General features: G+C 69.0%; 16 protein-coding genes. 5 read left to right on the forward strand and 11 right to left on the reverse strand.

Features of this window, described 5'->3' with window-relative positions:
* Positions 1–394: 394 nt before the first annotated feature.
* Positions 395–1,915 carry an alpha/beta hydrolase gene (locus ACZ54P_RS08465; protein WP_465460872.1) on the reverse strand — a complete coding sequence of 507 codons (1,521 nt, stop codon included), beginning with the start codon at positions 1,913–1,915 and terminating at the stop codon, positions 395–397.
* Between the two features lie 146 nt (positions 1,916–2,061).
* Between ACZ54P_RS08465 and ACZ54P_RS08470 the strand changes: the two genes are divergently transcribed.
* Positions 2,062–2,634, forward strand: coding sequence for a TetR/AcrR family transcriptional regulator (locus ACZ54P_RS08470; RefSeq protein WP_465460873.1), 573 nt, complete (start codon positions 2,062–2,064; stop codon positions 2,632–2,634).
* A gap of 42 nt (positions 2,635–2,676) precedes the next feature.
* Here ACZ54P_RS08470 and ACZ54P_RS08475 read toward each other — a convergent pair whose 3' ends face one another.
* From ACZ54P_RS08475 to ACZ54P_RS08505, 7 genes are read right to left on the reverse strand one after another with little or no spacing between them, the layout of a single operon-like run.
* Positions 2,677–3,048, reverse strand: a complete 372-nt coding sequence (locus ACZ54P_RS08475) for an allophanate hydrolase-related protein (RefSeq protein ID WP_465460874.1) — start codon at positions 3,046–3,048, stop codon at positions 2,677–2,679.
* Positions 3,039–4,481 (reverse strand): NCS2 family permease, encoded by a 1,443-nt coding sequence (locus ACZ54P_RS08480; RefSeq protein WP_465460875.1) that lies wholly within the window; start codon positions 4,479–4,481, stop codon positions 3,039–3,041. Before ACZ54P_RS08480 ends, ACZ54P_RS08475 begins: the two co-directional genes overlap by 10 nt.
* Before the next feature lie 34 nt (positions 4,482–4,515).
* Positions 4,516–5,010 carry a nucleoside deaminase gene (locus ACZ54P_RS08485; protein WP_082857832.1) on the reverse strand — a complete coding sequence of 165 codons (495 nt, stop codon included), beginning with the start codon at positions 5,008–5,010 and terminating at the stop codon, positions 4,516–4,518.
* 33 nt (positions 5,011–5,043) lie between these two features.
* A complete protein-coding gene (gene pucD / locus ACZ54P_RS08490) occupies positions 5,044–7,326 on the reverse strand; it encodes a xanthine dehydrogenase subunit D (RefSeq protein WP_465460876.1) in 2,283 nt (760 codons plus the stop codon).
* On the reverse strand, positions 7,323–8,672 hold the full coding sequence (locus ACZ54P_RS08495; protein ID WP_465460877.1) for an 8-oxoguanine deaminase: 1,350 nt from the start codon (positions 8,670–8,672) through the stop codon (positions 7,323–7,325). Before ACZ54P_RS08495 ends, pucD begins: the two co-directional genes overlap by 4 nt.
* Positions 8,669–9,139: a (2Fe-2S)-binding protein gene (locus ACZ54P_RS08500; protein WP_465460878.1), complete on the reverse strand. Its 471-nt coding sequence runs from the start codon at positions 9,137–9,139 to the stop codon at positions 8,669–8,671. Before ACZ54P_RS08500 ends, ACZ54P_RS08495 begins: the two co-directional genes overlap by 4 nt.
* Positions 9,130–9,999, reverse strand: coding sequence for an FAD binding domain-containing protein (locus ACZ54P_RS08505; RefSeq protein ID WP_465460879.1), 870 nt, complete (start codon positions 9,997–9,999; stop codon positions 9,130–9,132). Before ACZ54P_RS08505 ends, ACZ54P_RS08500 begins: the two co-directional genes overlap by 10 nt.
* Positions 10,000–10,135: 136 nt before the next feature.
* Here ACZ54P_RS08505 and ACZ54P_RS08510 point away from each other — a divergent pair, with 136 nt between their 5' ends.
* Genes ACZ54P_RS08510 through ACZ54P_RS08520 form a run of 3 tightly spaced genes read left to right on the forward strand, consistent with a single transcriptional unit; the run spans position 10,136 to position 12,563 of the window.
* A complete protein-coding gene (locus ACZ54P_RS08510) occupies positions 10,136–11,557 on the forward strand; it encodes a PucR family transcriptional regulator (protein ID WP_465460880.1) in 1,422 nt (473 codons plus the stop codon).
* A 1-nt stretch (position 11,558) separates the two neighbouring features.
* Positions 11,559–12,041, forward strand: a complete 483-nt coding sequence (locus tag ACZ54P_RS08515) for a MarR family winged helix-turn-helix transcriptional regulator (RefSeq protein ID WP_465460881.1) — start codon at positions 11,559–11,561, stop codon at positions 12,039–12,041.
* A gap of 36 nt (positions 12,042–12,077) precedes the next feature.
* On the forward strand, positions 12,078–12,563 hold the full coding sequence (locus tag ACZ54P_RS08520) for a GNAT family N-acetyltransferase (protein ID WP_465460882.1): 486 nt from the start codon (positions 12,078–12,080) through the stop codon (positions 12,561–12,563).
* Positions 12,564–12,629: 66 nt separating this feature from the next.
* On the opposite strand, the gene ACZ54P_RS08525 is transcribed toward ACZ54P_RS08520, so the two are convergent.
* Positions 12,630–13,826: a DUF6986 family protein gene (locus tag ACZ54P_RS08525; protein WP_465460883.1), complete on the reverse strand. Its 1,197-nt coding sequence runs from the start codon at positions 13,824–13,826 to the stop codon at positions 12,630–12,632.
* A 4-nt stretch (positions 13,827–13,830) separates the two neighbouring features.
* Positions 13,831–15,408 (reverse strand): malate synthase A, encoded by a 1,578-nt coding sequence (gene aceB / locus ACZ54P_RS08530; RefSeq protein ID WP_465460884.1) that lies wholly within the window; start codon positions 15,406–15,408, stop codon positions 13,831–13,833.
* Positions 15,409–15,530: 122 nt separating this feature from the next.
* Here aceB and ACZ54P_RS08535 point away from each other — a divergent pair, with 122 nt between their 5' ends.
* On the forward strand, positions 15,531–16,307 hold the full coding sequence (locus ACZ54P_RS08535; protein WP_465460885.1) for an IclR family transcriptional regulator: 777 nt from the start codon (positions 15,531–15,533) through the stop codon (positions 16,305–16,307).
* Here ACZ54P_RS08535 and ACZ54P_RS08540 read toward each other — a convergent pair.
* Positions 16,297–17,022: a TetR/AcrR family transcriptional regulator gene (locus ACZ54P_RS08540; protein WP_465460886.1), complete on the reverse strand. Its 726-nt coding sequence runs from the start codon at positions 17,020–17,022 to the stop codon at positions 16,297–16,299. The two genes, ACZ54P_RS08535 and ACZ54P_RS08540, sit on opposite strands and share 11 nt — an antisense overlap.
* Positions 17,023–17,038: the final 16 nt, after the last annotated feature.

Genomic DNA, 17,038 nt, shown 5'->3' on the forward strand with positions numbered 1-17,038 from the left:
GGTCGTGAGTGGCGATTCGGGTTCTAACCCGAATCGCCACTCACGACCACCTGGACCGACGGCCTTGCTGGCGTGAAGTACGTGATGGCCCCCTTCCTTGCGCTAGGCGCAAGGAAGGGGGCCATCATGTACTGGGCAAGGTGTGGAGCGTGTGCGGGTTGCCGGTGCGGTCGGGTGGGGCGGATTCCAGCCGTTGGACGTCCGGAATCTTCCCCGCTCGGTTGCCGGTCCACAGTCGTGGACGGCACGAGCTTGATCAACGGAAGATCGGGGACGTCGAGTGTCGCGGATCTTCCGTTGATCAAGGTGCGAGACCTGGCGACGATGTCCGCGGAACCACGTAGGTACCTAAGACACCCTTGGTTCTGACCCGAATCGCCACTCACGACCCTGGTTACGGAGCAGGAACGGGCAGCGGCATCCCGGGGACGCTCTGGTCGGCGGGGACGATCCCGTCGACCAGGTACGCGTTCACGATCTCGTCCACCGCGGGGTTGCCGTCCGCGTAGAGCCCGTGGTCACCTTCACCGGTCACGGTCAGCATCCGCGAGTTCGCGAACTTCGCGTGTGCCCGCCTGGCGCCCTCGATCGCCGTGGCCGGATCGTGCTCGGAATGGACGATGAGGATCGGCGGCACTCCCTTGCCGTCCAACTTCGGCAGGGGGCGCGGTTCCTTGTCCCAGAACAGGCAGACCGAGGCGTTCAGCGTGCCACCGCCCGCCAGGAGCAGGCCGCGGTCGAGGTTCCGCTGGGAATCGCGGATCAGCGACTCGCGGGTACCGATGAAGCGCCCTTCGCCACAGACGGTGTTCCAGAAGGTGGCGTCCTGCGCGTCGGAGAAGTCACCCGCGTTCTTCGCCGCGGCACGGGCGTCGGCCTTGGCCTGCTCCGGTGCGCCGTTCTCCACCGCCGCCCGGATCTTGACCAGCAGGTCGGCGAGTGCCGGGAACACGGCCTTCTTGTAGAGCATGTAGATGATGGCGGTGTCGAGTTCCATCTGCCCCTTCCCGTCGATCGGGTTGCGGGACAAGGCATAACGCACTCGCTCGTAGGTCTGCCGGACCTCTTCACCAGTGGTGCCGAAGTGGTACTTGGCGTCGTAGCGCGCCATCCACGGCAGGAAGTCCTGTCGCCAGCGTCGTTCGAAGCCGACCGGCTGCCGGTCGAACGTCTTCTGCCAGTCCGTGGTGAACTCCGTCGAGGAGTCCAGCACGAACCGTCCCGTCCGCTGGGGGAACTGCTGCGCGTAGTGCGCCCCCAGCCACGTCCCGCCCGAGTAGCCGACCCAGTTGATCTTCTCCCGGCCGAGCAGTGCCCGGAGCAGGTCGAAGTCCCTGATCGTCTGATACGTGGTGATCAGCGGACCGAGTTCGCCATTGGCGTTCTGACAGCTCTTGGCGACGTACTCGGCGTTGGCGAGGATCTGGTCCAGGTTGCGCGGATCGCGATCACGCGGGTCCAGCTGCCGGATGGCGCCGACGACTCCCCGGCAGGTGACGTTGGTGCTCTTGCCCGTCCCCCGGACGTCGATGCCGATGATGTCCTGATGTTCGCGCAACTTCTCCTGCCCGCGGAACATCGTCGGCTGCCAACGGCCGGCGCCGCCCGGTCCGCCGGGATTGGTGAGCACCGAGGCCGTCGACGACCCGGTCGACTTCAGCCTGCTGATCGCGATCGTCAGATCCTGCCGCTCGTGCGGACGGTCCCAGTCGCGAGGCGTGCGGTAGGTCGCGCATTCGAGGCCGCCGATGTCGGCGCCCGGCGGCAACGAGATCAGCTCCTCCTCCGCGCAGGGATGCCAGGCCAGCTTCTGGTCGGCATAGTGAGCCGGGACGCTCGCCGAAGCCGGTGTCGCCCCGGCGAGCAGCCCGCTCACGATCACCGGGAGCATCCCGGCGGCCAAGAGCCGTTTCATCTTTTCCCCGTTCTTCCTTGGATTCCCACGGCTCCCGACGCTAGGACGCGGCACACCGGGCGGACATCGGCCGCAGGTCGCGCCGAATGCTCGACCAAGGGATAACGGGGCGTTCCACTCTTGATAGAACGCTCTATCATGGCGGAGTGACAGGGACCAGGGAACGCATCGTCAACGCCGGCGCCGAACTGCTCCGGCGGAACGGGTACACCGGCACCGGGGTGAAGCAGATCGTCGAGGCCGCGAACGCGCCCTTCGGCTCGCTGTACCACTTCTTCCCCGGCGGCAAGGAGCAACTCGGCGAGGAGGTCATCCGCACCTCCGGGATGATGTACCTCGCGCTGTTCGACATCTTCTTCGCCGACGAGCCGGACCTGATCCACGGGATCGAGGCGTGCTTCGCCAGCGCCGCCGAAACACTCCGCGAGACCGATTACGCCGATGCCTGCCCCATCGCGACCGTCGCGCTCGAGGTCGCCGGCACCAACGAAACGCTGCGGGTCGCGACGGCCGACGTCTTCACGGCGTGGATCGAAGCGGGTACCGCGAAGCTGGACAAGTACGGCCTCGAACCCTCAGCCGCGCGGCAGCTCACGATCGCACTGGTGAACAGCCTCGAAGGAGCGTTCGTGCTGAGCCGGTCACTGCGGAACACCGAGGCGCTCGAAGTCGCCGGAATCTCGACCGTCGCACTGGCCCGGACCCTGCTCGGCTCGTGAGTGGTAATGACGGTTCTAACCGTCATTACCACTCACGAGGCATTAGCGGGCCGCGAGATACGCCCGCCAGTCCCCGACTTCGGTGATGTCGGTCAGCTCAGGCGAGTCCACAAAGGATGAACGCAGGACGGTCGCGAGGCAGGCCGCGCCGTCCTCCAGTTCGACGACGCCCAGTTCCAGTTCCGGCGGCTCGGCCGGGACGAGGTGATCCCGCAGGACCGTGAGCGGCAGGTCGTAGACCTCGCCGAGCACAGCTCCGGAGCCGCCCTCGTACATCGCCGGAAACCGGTCCCCCACCGAGAAATACCGGTACTTCGGCGCCGAACGCGCCACGCAGCACAGCGGCGTGCCCCGCAGTTGTTCGTGCAGCGGGCCACCGCGCATCCCGCCGCCGTTGAGGAACATCAGAACCACGACATGATCCCTTCGATTCCGAAGTACACGGCGAACACGGCGGCCAGGATCCCGAGGATCCAGCCGATCTCACGGAGCTTGCCCTGGCAGATCTTGATCAGCACGTAGGCGACCAGCCCGGCGCCGATACCGTTGGTGATCGAGTAGGTGAAGGGGATCAGCGCGATGGTCAGGAACACCGGAATCGCGAAATCCAGGTCTCGCCAGGGAATCCGCGCGCACTGCGCCATCATCATCCCGCCGATGACCACCAGTGCGGGCGCCGCGGCCTGCGCCGGGACGACGGCCGCGATCGGGGTCAGGAACAGCGTCGCGGTGAACAGGCCACCGGTGACGACGCTGGCCAGCCCGGTCCGCGCGCCCTCGCCGACCCCCGCGGCGGATTCCAGGAAGACCGTGTTCGGGGCCGATCCGGTCACCCCGCCCGCGAGCGCGCCCGCGCCGTCGACCAGCAGGATACGGCCCATTCCTTCGACCTTGCCGTCCTTCGTCAGCCCCGCCTCCTCAGAGACGCTCGTGATCGTGCCCATCGCGTCGAAGAACCCGGAAAGCACCAGGGTGAACAGGAACACCGCCGCGGTCACCGCGCCCGCCGAGCCGAACCCGCCGAAGAGATCGATGTTCCCCAGCAGGCTGAAGTCGGGATGCGCCACGACCTGATCGGGCACCTTGGGTTCGACCAGCCCCCAGCCTTCGACGTGGTACACGCTGTTGACCAGCACCGCGAGCCCGGTCGCGACCGCGATGCTGATCAGCACCGCCCCCGGCACGCCGCGGCTCACCAGCACGATCATCAGCAGCAGGCCGAGGCAGAAGATCGCGATCGGCCAGCCTTCCAGATGCCCGCCGATCCCCATCCGCACCGGCACCGTCGATTGCGCGGCGTCCGGTGTCCGCGTCACGAATCCGGCGCTGACCAGGCCGACCAGCGCGATGTAGAGCCCGATGCCGACGGTGATCGCGACCTTGAGCGGCATCGGGATCGCGTTGATGATCCGTTCCCGGATCCCGGAAACGGCCATGAAGACGATGCAAACGCCTTCGAGGACGACCAGCCCGAAGGCCTGCGCCCACGTCATGGTGGGTGCCATCTGGAAGGCGACGACGCCGTTGACGCCGAGCCCCGCCGCGAGCGCCAGCGGCGCGTTGCCCACGAGTCCCATCAGGATGGTGGTGACCCCCGCCGCCAGCGCGGTCGCGGTGGTGATCGCCTCCGTGCTCAGCCGCGCGCCGGTGATGTCGGCCGACGCGCCGAGGATGAGCGGGTTGAGCAGCACGATGTAGCACATCGCGACGAAGGTGGTGATCCCGCCGCGCACCTCGCGGCCGATCGTGCTGCCGCGATGGGAGATCTTGAACCAGCGGTCGAGCCCGGACGGCCGCCTCGGCTCGGGCGAGGGCGGCGGGGGACGCTCTGTACCTAATTGGGTCATGCCTACTCCACAACGTTGTGGGGCGGGAAGAAAATCAGTAAGCCTTCTTGTCGGGTTTCGACAGCCAGGCTTGAAAAGGTGCGAAAGAGTCCGAAAGGGACAGTTGGCCGACGGGTAGTGACCAGGTCTCGCGCGGGCGGGAAAAGAGCTCGTAGAACTCGCGGTCGTCGAAGCCCGCCTCGGCCGCGTCGTGGCGGTCGGCGGCGTAGATCACCTTGCCGACGCGCGCCCAGAGCGCGGCGGAAAGGCAGAGCGGGCAAGGCTCGCACGAGGTCACGAGGACACAGCCGTCGAGTTTGTAGTCGCCGATCGCCTGGCAGGCGGCGCGGATCGCGACCACCTCGGCGTGCGCGGTCGGGTCCAGGCTCGGCGTCACCTGGTTGGTCCCGGTGGCCAGCACCGAACCGTCCCGCACGATCATCGCGCCGAACGGACCGCCGCCGCGTTCGACGTTCGCGGTGGCCAGGTCGACGGCCTCGGCGAGCCATTTCCGCTCGTCGGACTCCGAAATGGACAGACGGGTACCCACAGGTGGACTCCTAGTTCGAAAGTACGGTTCTTCTCAGGTGCCGGTGAGGTGTTCGGGGCGCACCGGCACCCGGGTGAGCGCGAGCCCGGTGGCCGCGCGGATGGCCGCGACGATCGCCGGGGTGGACGAGATCGTCGGCGGTTCACCGACCCCGCGCAGACCATACGGCGCGTGGGGATCCGGTCGTTCCAGGACGTCGATGTCCATCGGCGGCATGTCCAGCACGGTCGGGATCAGGTAGTCGGTGAACGACGGGTTGCGGATCTTCCCGTCGACGGTCTGGATCTCCTCCATCACCGCGAGCCCGAGGCCCTGCGCGGAGCCGCCCTGGATCTGGCCGAGCACCGCCTGCGGGTTGAGCGCCTTGCCGACGTCCTGCGCGCAATCGAGCGCGACGACCTTGATCAGCCCGAGTTCGGTGTCGACGTCCACGACCGCGCGGTGCGCGGCGAAGCCGTATTGGACATGCGCGTCGCCCTGCCCCGTCTCGGGATCGATCGGCACGGTCGGGCGGTGCCGCCATTCGACGGTCTCGTCGAAGACCTCGTCGCCGAGGACGTCGGCGAGGTCGGCCAGCACACCGCCGTCCGCCGAGACGACCTTGTTCCCGACGACCTTCAGCTTCCCGTCCGCGGCGAGCTTGGCCGCCAGATGTTTGTGCAGCCCGGCTCGCACCGCGACGCACGCGGCTTGGACGGCGCCGCCGGTGACGTAACTCTGCCGGGAGGCCGACGTCGAGCCGCCGTTGCCGATGGTGGTGTCCATCGGCAGGATCGTCACCTGCTCGATGCCGAGTTCGGTCCGCACGATCTGCTGCATGATCGTCACCAGACCCTGGCCGACCTCGCAGGCCGCGGTGTGCACGGTCGCCGCGGGTTCGCCGCCGACGAGCTGCAGCCGCACGCGGGCCGTCGAGTAGTCGTCGAAGCCTTCAGAGAAGCAGATGTTCTTGATCCCGACCGCGTAACCGACCCCGCGGACGACGCCCTCGCCGTGCGTGGTGTTGGAGACGCCGCCGGGCATCCGGCGCAGGTCGAGAGCCTTGTCCGTGCCTGGAAGCGGCTTGGCGCGCAGGCGTTCCAGCAGTTCGGCGACCGGCGCGGCCGAGTCGACCACCTGGCCGGTCGGCATGACGCTGCCTTCGCTCATCGCGTTGCGGATCCGGATGTCGACCGGGTCGATACCGCAGGCCTCGGCGAGTTTGTCCATTTGCGACTCGTAGGCGAACGCCGCCTGCACCGCGCCGAAGCCGCGCATCGCCCCACAGGGCGGATTGTTGGTGTACACGCCCCAGCAGTCGACCGAAGCACTGTCCACCTTGTACGGTCCGACGCCGAGGGTGGCGGCGTTCGCGACCACCGCGCCGGTGGACGAGGCGTACGCGCCACCGTCCAGGTACAACTTCGCCTTCACATAAACGAGCCGGCCGTCCTTGTCCGCGCCGTGCTCGTAGTACATCTTCGCGGGGTGACGGTGCACGTGACCGTAGAAGGATTCCTCGCGGTTGTAGACCATCTTGACCGGCTTGCCGGTGTGCAGCGCGAGCAGACACGCGTGGACCTGGATCGAGAGGTCCTCGCGGCCGCCGAACGCGCCGCCGACCCCGCCGAGCGTCAGCCGCACCTTCTCCTTGGGCAGGCCCAGCGCGGCGACGATCTGCTGCTGGTCGACGTGAAGCCATTGCGTGGCCACGTAAAGGTCGACGCCGCCTTCGGTGTCCGGGATCGCCATGCCCGACTCGGGACCGAGGAAAGCCTGGTCCTGCATGCCGACCTCGTAGACCCCGGATACCACGACGTCGGCCTTGACCGACTGGTCGCCGTGGCGGATCTTGGCGTGCCGCACGACGTTCCCGCCCGGGTGCAGCTCGGCGCCCTCGCCCGAGGCGGCCTTCTCGGAATCCGTCACCGGTTCGAGGACCTCATAGGACACCTTGATCCGCTTCATGGCACGCCGGGCGGTTTCGGGATGATCCGCCGCGACGAGCGCGACTGGCTCACCCTCGTAGCGCACGACGTCGACGGCGAGCACCGGCTGGTCGGAGTGTTCCAGGCCGTACTTGTTCACCCCGGGTACGTCCTCGTGCGTCAGCACCGCGTAAACCCCTTGCACCGCGAGGGCGTCGGTGATGTCGATGCCGGTGATCCGCGCGTACGGATGCGGGCTGCGCAGCGTCGCGCCCCACACCATGTCCTCGTGCCACAGGTCCGAGGAGTAGGCGAATTCACCGCGCACCTTGACCGTGCCGTCGGGGCGCCGGGGGCTCGCGCCCACTCCGTTGTCGGTGGTCTGCTTGGAGACTTCAGTGGTGGTCATATCGTCTCCCTCAGGCGGGCACTGGCCACGGCCAGCTCGCGGGCGATCTCGTCTTCGGATTCCTCGCGTAGGGTCCCGTCGGTCACCACGGTCGCGCCGCCGACGAACAGCCGCGCGATCGGCGGGGTCGCGCCGAGCACCAGCGCGGCGACCGGATCGGTGATCCCGGCGTAGTTGAGGCCGTTGAGGTTCCAGACGGCGAGGTCGGCGAGCTTGCCGACCTCGATCGAGCCCAGGTCCTTGGCCCGGCCCAGGCACCGCGCGCCGCCCATCGTGCCCATCCACAACGCCTCACGCGTGGTCAGGGCTCGCGGTCCGCCGCGCTGCCGCGCCTGCAGCAGCGACTGGTGCAGTTCCTCGCCCAGCCCACCGGATTCGTTGGACGCGGCGCCGTCGGCGCCCAGCCCGACCGGCACGCCGGCGTCGAGCAGTTGCCGGACCGGGGCGATCCCGGCGCCGATCCGCCCGTTGGACGTCGGGCAGTGCGCCGCTCCGGTACCGGTGGCGCCCATCCGCCGGATCGCTTCCGGGGCGAGGTGGATCGAGTGCGCGAGCCAGACGTCGTCGCCGAGCCAGCCGAGTTTGTCGGCGTATTCGGCGGGGGTGCAGCCCGCCTCCGCGAGGCACTGCTTCTCCTCGTCGATCGTCTCGGCGAGATGGGTGTGCAGCCGGACTCCCTTGCGCCGCGCGAGTTCCGCCGCTCCGGTCATCAGCCGCTCGCTCACCGAGAACGGGGAACACGGCCCGACCGCGATCTGCAGATGGGCTCCGGCGGAATCGTCGTGGAACCGGTTGATCGCGGCCTCGGTGCCGAGCAGCGCGGCCTCGGTCTCTTCGACGAGGTTGTCCGGCGGGAGCCCGCCCTGCGACTCGCCGCGGTCCATCGAGCCGCGGACGACGTGCAGCCGCACGCCGACGCGGATCCGGGCGGCGGCGAGGGCTTCGACCTGGTCGCCGCCGTCACGCGGGAAGACGTAGTGGTGGTCGGCGACGGTGGTGCAGCCGGTGGTGGCGAGCCGGGTGAGCCCCGCGGTCGCCGCCGCGTGCGTGATGTCGGCGTCGAGCCTGCTCCAGATCGGGTAGAGCGCGACGAGCCATTCGAACAGCGTGTGGTCGGCGGCGAGGCCGCGCGTGGCCCACTGGTAGAGGTGATGGTGGGTGTTGATCAGGCCCGGCGTCACCAGGTACCCGGAGCCGTCGATCCGTTCGTCGTAGTCGTCTTCAGGCGCCTTGCCGTCCCCGACCGCCGCGATGCGGTCGTTCTCGATGACGACGTGGCCCGAGGCGTGCTCGGTGCCCGCGCCGTCGACGGTCGCGATGGCGGCGTTCTCGATGACGGTCTTCACGTGCTCTCTCCCCTGGTCGCGGCCAACCGGACGGCGTCGAGGATCTTCTCGTATCCGGTACACCGGCACAGGTTCCCCGCCAGCGCCTCGCGAATCTCCTCGTCGCTCGGCCTTTCGACACGGTTGAGCAGATCGTGCGCGGCCACGACGAGACCGGGGGTGCAGAAGCCACATTGGACGGCGCCAGCGTCCACAAAGGACTGCTGGACCGGGTCGAGTTCGTCGCCGTCGCCGAGCCCTTCCACGGTGCGGACCTCGCGACCCTCGACCTGACCGGCCGCGACCAGGCACGAGCACACCGGGACCTCGTCGAGGTACACCGTGCAGGAACCGCATTCACCCTGTTCACAGGCGTTCTTGGAGCCCGGGAGACCGAGCCGCTCGCGGAGCACGTAGAGCAGGCTCTCCCCTTCCCAGACGTCGTCGGCCTGACGGGATTCGCCGTTGATCGTCACGTTCACGCGCACTCGCGTTCACCCTTCTGGAAGTCGTTCCACGCCCAGGTCAGCGTCCGCCGGGCCAGGACGGCCAACGCGTGCTTGCGGTAGTCGGCGCTGCCGCGGACGTCGTCGATCGGCGACGATGCCTGGGAGACCAGCTCGCCGAACCGGCGTTTGACCGAGTCCGCGACGGACGCCTTGGTGGACCAGGGAAGTTCGGCCGAGAGGAACTCTTCGGCCGCGGTCGCCCGGCGCGGGGTCGGCGCCGCCGAACCGACCGCCGCGCGGATCTCCCGGGTGTCGAGGTGCAGGGCCAGCGCGAACGAGCAGACCGCGATGACCATCGCGTTGCGCGTCCCGACCTTGGCGAACTGCTGCGGCCCCACCTCGGCGGGCAGGTGTACGGCGGTGATCAGCTCGTCGGGTTCGAGGGCGTTGCGCTTGACGCCGAGATAGAACTCCTCGGCCGGGATCAGCCGCGTCCCGCGTACGGAAGCGACCTCGACCTCGGCACCGAGCGCGAGCAACACGGGATGCGTGTCGCCGGCGGGAGACGCGGCGCCGAGGTTGCCGCCGACGGTGCCGCGGTTGCGGATCTGCGGCGAGCCGACGGTGCGCGAGGCCATCGCCAGCGCGGGCAGGACTTCACCCAGCTCAGCGATCACCCGGACGTAGGGCACCGAGGCGCCGAGCCGGATCCTGCCGTCGGCCTCGGTCCACTCGGCGAGTTCGGTGACGCGGTTGAGATCGAGCAGCGCGCCGGGGCGACGGTGGTCGAAATTGAGCTCCACCATGACGTCCGTGCCGCCCGCGATGGGCACCGCGTCGGGCCGCTCGGCCTTGACGGCGAGCGCCTCGGTCAGCGAGCTGGGGCGCAGGAAATCCACTCTCGGGCTCCTCGGTTCGGCGGCGGGCTGTGACGGCTGACTCAGTAGACGCCCTTCGCCCATACGGCGGCAACGGTGCCGAAGCATGAAATCTCCCCAGCACATGCCGGTCGTTTTGTGGTTTCCTACAAACCTGATGACGACCGTGAAAACTCTGCTCGCGCTGCCCGGGTTGCGCTTGCGCGTACGCGCCGGCACGGCCCTTCTCGACCGTCCCGTGTCGCGGATCTACGTCACCGAACTGCCCGACCCCGGCCGGTACGTGTCCGCGGGAGAATTCGTACTGAGCGGGTTGCTGTGGTGGCGCGGGCCCGGTGATTCCGAGGCCTTCGTCGCCGCGCTGGCGAAGGCGGGCGCGGCGGCGCTGGCAGCTTCCGGCGCGGACTCCGACGGCATTCCCGAAGACCTCGTCGAAGCCTGTACGCGACACCGGATCCCGTTGCTGGAGGTGCCGGCGGATCTGTCGTTCTCGGTCGTCACCGAGCGGGTCGTCCTGGCGGTGGCCGCGGCCGCGGAAGGCGCGCGCAAACGTTTGCTTTCAGCGGCGACCGAAGACGTGCCGATGGAGACACTGCTGGAGCGGGCCCGCGCGGAGATCGGCCTCCCCTGCTGGGTGGTGCCCGCGACCGCACCGGACGAACTGGTGCGCCGGTTCGTCGCCGCGGGCGGACGCTCCCTCGAAGCCGACGACGTCTCCGTCCGGCCGGTCGGCGGAAGGCACGCGGTGCCGTGGCTGCTCGCGATCGGCGGCAGGCTCACCGCGGCCCAGGCGGAGATCGCCGAAGAACTCGCCGGGCTGATCGGGCTGGCGCGCACCCGGGCGGACGAGGTCCGCGCGGTCACCGACCGGGTGGTCGAACCACTCCTGGCCGCCCTCGACGAGGGAAGCGATCCGCACGCGGCGCTGACCGCGACCGGACTGCGCGGCGATCTGCGCGTCGTCGTCGCCCGTGCCGAGGGATCCGAAGCGGCGCGCGGGATCCTGACCGAGTTGCTGCCGCCGGGCGCCCTCGTCGGCGTGGGCGGAGAAACGGCCTGGGCGGTGGCTGAGGACGACGGCGAGTGGCCGGACGACTGGCCCGCCACCGTGGCCGCGGCCCTGGCGGACGTGGAATCCCTCCTGCCGTGCCGCCGGGTGTTGATCGGGATCAGCGACCGTTCCCCGATTTCCGCGCTGCGGGGCGCGAAAGAGGTCGCGCGTTACGCGCTGGCCGTGGCGGCGGAACGGGCGGGCGCGGTCGCGGTCGTCCCCGGCGGCGAGATCGGCATGCACCGGCTGCTGCTCGCGGGCGCGTCCGACGACCTGCGGGCGGCGTTGCGGCAACGGGTGCTGGGTCCGCTACTGGACTACGACGCCGAACAGGGCACCGATCTGGTGCACACCCTGCGCGTCTTCCTCGAATGTTCCGGCTCGCCGACGCGAGCGGCGCGGACCCTGCACGTCCACGTCAACACGTTGCGGTACCGGATCGGGCGCGCGAGCGAACTGCTCGGCGTCGATCTGACCGAGTTCACCGAGCAACTGGACGTCTATCTGGCCTTGTCGGCAGGGAGCTGAAATGGGCATCAGCACGGCGAAGGAAGCGGCCTACGACCCGCGGGTGGTCGCGTTCGGGCGGATGATGGGCGCGGCGAACCGGCTCGAATATCTTCTCGGCCGCGCGCTGGAGACCGAATGCGGGATCTCGCATCTGATGTTCGAAGTCCTGCTGATCGTCGGGCGGAAGGGCGAGGCCGGGATGAGCATGCGCGCCATCGCGCAGGAACAGGTGCTGACCACCGGCGGTGCGACCCGGCTGGTCGACCGGATGACGAAGCTCGGCCTGGTCGTGCGGGCCTCCGATCCCGGCGACCGTCGCGTACAACTCGTCCGGCTGACGAGCGAAGGCGAGCAGACGACCGTGCGGGCGGCGCGGATCCACGTCGAAAACATCCAGCGGCTCTTCCTCGACCCGTTGCCCGCCGACCACCGCGAACAGTTCACGCAGGACCTGCGGACGCTAAGCCATTTCGCGCGCGACGCGCTCCCCCGCCTCCGCTAGGGTTTTCCACGTTCCCTGGCTGGTTAAACTCCCGTCATGCCTACTTCTGTCGTGCTCCGCCCGGCGACCCCGGACGACGCCGACGCCGTCGCGGATATCTGGTACCACGGCTGGCGCGACGGACATCTCGGCAACGTGCCCGACGCGCTCGTGCGGGTCCGCACCCGGGAGTCGTTCCGGGACCGGGCAGGCGAACGCGTCGACGACACGGCGGTCGCCTTGGTGGAGGGCGAAGTCGCCGGGTTCGTGATGGTCGTCGCGGACGAGGTCGAGCAGGTCTACGTTTCGTCGGATCACCGCGGAAGCGGGGTCGCGTCGGCCTTGCTCGCCGAGGCGGAGCGACTGGTGAGCGCGGGCGGGCATTCCCGCGCGTGGCTCGCCGTGGTGCCGGGGAACGCGCGGGCGCGGCGATTCTATGAACGGTGCGGATGGGTCGACGAGGGCCGGTTCGACCATCGGCCTCCGGGCACCGATGGGGAGATCACGGTCGCGTGTCAGCGTTATGGGAAAGCGGTCGGCTGAGCCGCGAGCAGGTGCCCAGGGGTCGTGAGTGGCGATTCGGGTTCTAACCCGAATCGCCACTCACGACTACGGAGTCCGCCGCGCGTAACGGTCCAATTCGGTCCTCGAGAACGAAAGCTCCCCTTCGTCCACCGCGCCACAATCCAGTCCTCGCAGCAGAAAACTCGCCAGGGCCTGCGCCGTCGCGGGCTCGTCCAGCACGCCGCGCCCGGTTTGGTCCGCGTAATCCCGCAACCGTCCCAGAGCCGCCGGGAAACCGTGCCGGAAGAAGGCGTAGGTCGCGGCGAAGCGGGTCGGCAGCTGATGCGGGTGCAGATCCCAGCCCTGATAGAACCCGCGCTCCAGGGAGCGTCGCACCAGCCGCAGATGTTCGCGCCAGGCCGGGAGGAGCGCGTCGCCGACGGGCAGTTTGTTCGTCGAGCCGTCGGAAAGCCGGACGCCGGTGCCCGCCGCCGAAACCTGCGTGAGCTGCTTGGCGAAATTGGCGGCCGGATGTTCCATGCTCTGGTACTCGGCGCTGATCCCGAGACCCGCGCTGTAGTCGTAGGTCCCGTAGTGCAGACCCGAGCAGCGGCCGCGGGCGGCTTCGATGATCCGCGGCACCGCGACCGTCCCATCGATGTCCACAATGGACTGAGCGGTCTCGATCTGGACTTCGAACCGCAGCGCGCCGTCGGTCAGCCCGTACGCGGATTCCAGGCGCTCCAGGACATCCGCCGCGACTTCGACCTGCTCGACCGCGGTCACCTTCGGCAGGGTGACGACGAACCCTTCCGGCAGCGGCCCGCTTTCCAGCAGCCCGGCCAGAAAAAGATCGAGGGTGCGGATGCCACGGCGCCGGGTCGCCTGTTCGAAGCTCTTGAACCGGATGCCCACGAACGGTGTCCCGCCCGTGAGGGCCAGCGTCCGCCCCGCGGCGAGCGCGGTGGCGTCCTCTTCCGCGTCACCGGGTTTGCCGTAGCCGTCCTCGAAGTCGATCCGCAGATCCTCGATCGGCTCGGTGAGGAGTTTGGTACGGACGCGGTCGGCGACGTCCGCCTCCAGGCCCAGCTGATCGGCGTGTTCACCGAAGACCCGCAGGGCCTGCTTTCCCCAATCCGCCACCAGCCGCGTCTTGTACTGCGACGCGGGTACGTACACGGTGTGCACGGGCTGGCGGCCGGGCGGCTCACCAGGGTATTTGGCCGCGACGCGCGCGTCGGCCTCGGCGAGGCGCGCGTCGGCGGCGGCGTAGACGTCCTCGGTGAGCCGCCCGTTCCCCATCGCGCTACTTGATCCGCTCGTAGGCGGGCAGCGTCAGGAAGTCCGGGAACTCGTCGGCGAGCGCGACCTGCTCGAACAGCTCGACGGCGGGTTCCAGCAGCTCCGCCTTGATCTCGGCGGCGAGTTCGCCGCGGACGTCGGCCAGCACGCCTCGCACCAGTTCCTCGGTCACCTTGTCCCCGGTGTCGAGCTGAGTGCCGTTACGCACCCACTGCCACACCTGCGAACGCGAGATCTCCGCGGTGGCCGCGTCCTCCATCAGGTTGTGGATCGCCGCCGCGCCGTTCCCGCTCAGCCAGGAGGCGATGTAGCGGATACCGACGTCGACCGCGGCACGCAGACCGGCGGCGGTGGCGCTCCCCGGCGTCGATGCCGCGTCGAGCAGCTGGTCGGCGGTCACCGACACCTCGTCACGGGTCCGGTCGAGCTGGTTCGGCTTGTCGCCGAGGACCTTGTCGAACTCCTCGCGGCAGATGTCGACCATGCCGGGGTGCGCGACCCAGGAACCGTCGAAGCCGTCGCCGGCCTCACGGCTCTTGTCGGCGCGGACCTTGTCGAGCGCCGCGGCGGTGACTTCCGGGTCCTTGCGGTTCGGGATGAACGCGGCCATGCCGCCGATCGCGAACGCGCCGCGCTTGTGGCAGGTGCGCACCAGCAGTTCGGTGTAGGCGCGCATGAACGGCGCGGTCATGGTGACCGAGTTGCGGTCCGGCAGCACGAACTTCTCACCGGCGTCGCGGAAGTACTTGATGACGCTGAACAGGTAGTCCCAGCGGCCGGCGTTGAGACCGGAGGCGTGCTCGCGCAGTTCGTAGAGGATCTCCTCCATCTCGAACGCGGCCGGGATGGTCTCGATCAGCACGGTCGCGCGGACGGTGCCGTGGTCGATGCCGAGGGTCTTCTCCGCGTGGGTGAAGACGTCGTTCCAGAGCCGGGCTTCGAGGTGGCTCTCCATCTTCGGCAGGTAGAAGTACGGGCCCTTGCCGCGGTTCAGCAGTTCCTGCGCGTTGTGGAAGAAGTGCAGGCCGAAGTCGACCAGCGCGCCGACGGCCTGACGCCCGCCGAAGGACAGGCCGCGCTCGTCGAGGTGCCAGCCGCGCGGGCGGACGACGATGGTCGCGTGCTCGACGTCGTCCTTCAGCGCGTAGCTCTTGCCGCCGCTCTCCAGCGTGATGGTCTCGCGGACGGCGTCGTACAGGTTGACCTGGCCGGAGACGACGTTCGCCCAATGCGGCGTGTTCGCGTCCTCGAGGTCGGCGAGCCAGACCTTGGCGCCGGAGTTCAGCGCGTTGATGGTCATCTTGCGGTCGGTCGGGCCGGTGATCTCGACGCGGCGGTCACGCAGGGCGGGCGGGGCCTCGGCCACCTTCCAGTCGCCTTCGCGGATCTCCTTGGTCTCGGGCAGGAAGTCGAGCTTGCCGGTGGTCCTGGCCTCCTCGCGGCGCTTGCCCCTGGCCTGCAGCAGCTCGTCGCGGCGGGCGGCGAAGGCCTCGTGCAGACCGGCGAGGAAGGCGAGGGCGTCCGGCGTGAGGATCTCGTCCCCACGCTCGACCGGATCGCCGAGCACCTGAGCTTCAGACATGAGTAACACCCCGAGTTCGGATAAACAGTGACATTCCTAAAACAAGACGTCCCTACGGTTTTACATGACGGACTATAGTTTCTGCATAGCGGAACCTCAACGCGGACGTAAGGAGTACCACGGTGGCAGCGGAGAAGAACGGACGCGATGGCGGCGTCCAGTCACTTCAGCGGGCCTTCGAGCTCCTCGAGCATCTCGCGGACACCGGGGGCGAGGCCAGCCTTTCGGAGCTGGCGACGCTGTCCGGACTGCCGATGCCGACCATCCATCGACTGATCAGGACACTGGTGGACCTGGGTTACGTCCGGCAGAACACCAACCGGCGGTACGCGCTGGGCGCCCGCCTCATCCGGCTGGGTGAGAACGCCAGCATGCAGTTCGGGTCGTGGGCGCGGCCGCTGCTCGCGGAACTCGTCGACGAGGTCGGCGAGACGGCGAACCTCGCGGTACTGGAGCGGGACGAAGTGGTCTACGTCGCCCAGGTGCCGTCGAAGCACTCGATGCGGATGTTCACCGAGGTCGGACGGCGGCTCCTGCCGCACGGCACCGGCGTGGGGAAGGCGATGCTCGCGCATCTGCCGCCCAAGGACGTCACGGCGCTGCTCTCGCGGACCGGCATGCCCTCCTACACCGAGCACACTTTCACCGACCAGGAAGCGCTCCTGCGCGAGCTGGCGAAAATCGCCCAGCAGGGTTACGCGCTCGACGAAGCCGAGCAGGAACTCGGCGTCCGCTGCGTCGCCGTCGCGGTCCCGGGCGCGCCGGTGCCGGCGGCGGTCTCGGTGTCCGGGCCGTCGGGACGGCTCACGATGGAGGCCGTCGAGCGGATCGCGCCCGCCGTCCAGCGGATCGCGACCGCGCTCGGTTCGACCCTTTCGCGTGACGGGGTCACCGTTTGAGGCGGGTCTCCAAGCCGTCGAGCATCCGCTCCAGCCCGTAGCGGAACTTCTCGTCGCGGAGCCGCTCAGGGTCCGCTTCCACGTCGTCGCGGACGAGCCGCTCCCGCTGGTGCGGGTACTTCCGTGCCGCCTCCTCGACGGCGGGGCGCAGATGCTCCGCCCATTCACGCTCGCTCCGGCCGCTCTTCGCGACCGTCGTGAGCCAGGCCGCCTCAGTGGTCCCCATGCCGATGACGTACGAGATCACCGCACTGATCGCCTGATCCGCCTCGTCGTCAGGAAAGCCCGCGGCCACGAAGACGGCCAGCAGCCGCTCGTTGAGCCGCATGACGTTCGGCCCGAGATACGACAGGCCGACCGAGCCGAGCAGTGAAGCGATCCAGGGGTGCCGCAAGATCATCGCGCGCACGCTCTCCGCCCCGACGACGGCCGCTTCGCGCCACGAAGCGCCCCCTTCCGGCACGGTGATCTCGCCGTAGACCTCGTCGACGACCAGCTCGATCAACTCGTCGCGGTTGGCCACGTGCCGGTACAGCGAGGTGGCGCCCGCGTTGAGCGCGGTGCCGAGCCTGCGCATGCTCAGCGCGTCGATGCCTTCGACGTCCAGCAGCCGGACGGCCTCGGCGACGATCTGCGCCTGGCTCAACGCGGGTTGATCCCGCTTCCGGCGCGGACGGGTCCACACCGACTGGATCGGCTTCTCGTCAGTTGGCATACCGCCACTCTAGCGC

The organism is Amycolatopsis sp. NPDC034160, from assembly GCF_055575355.1.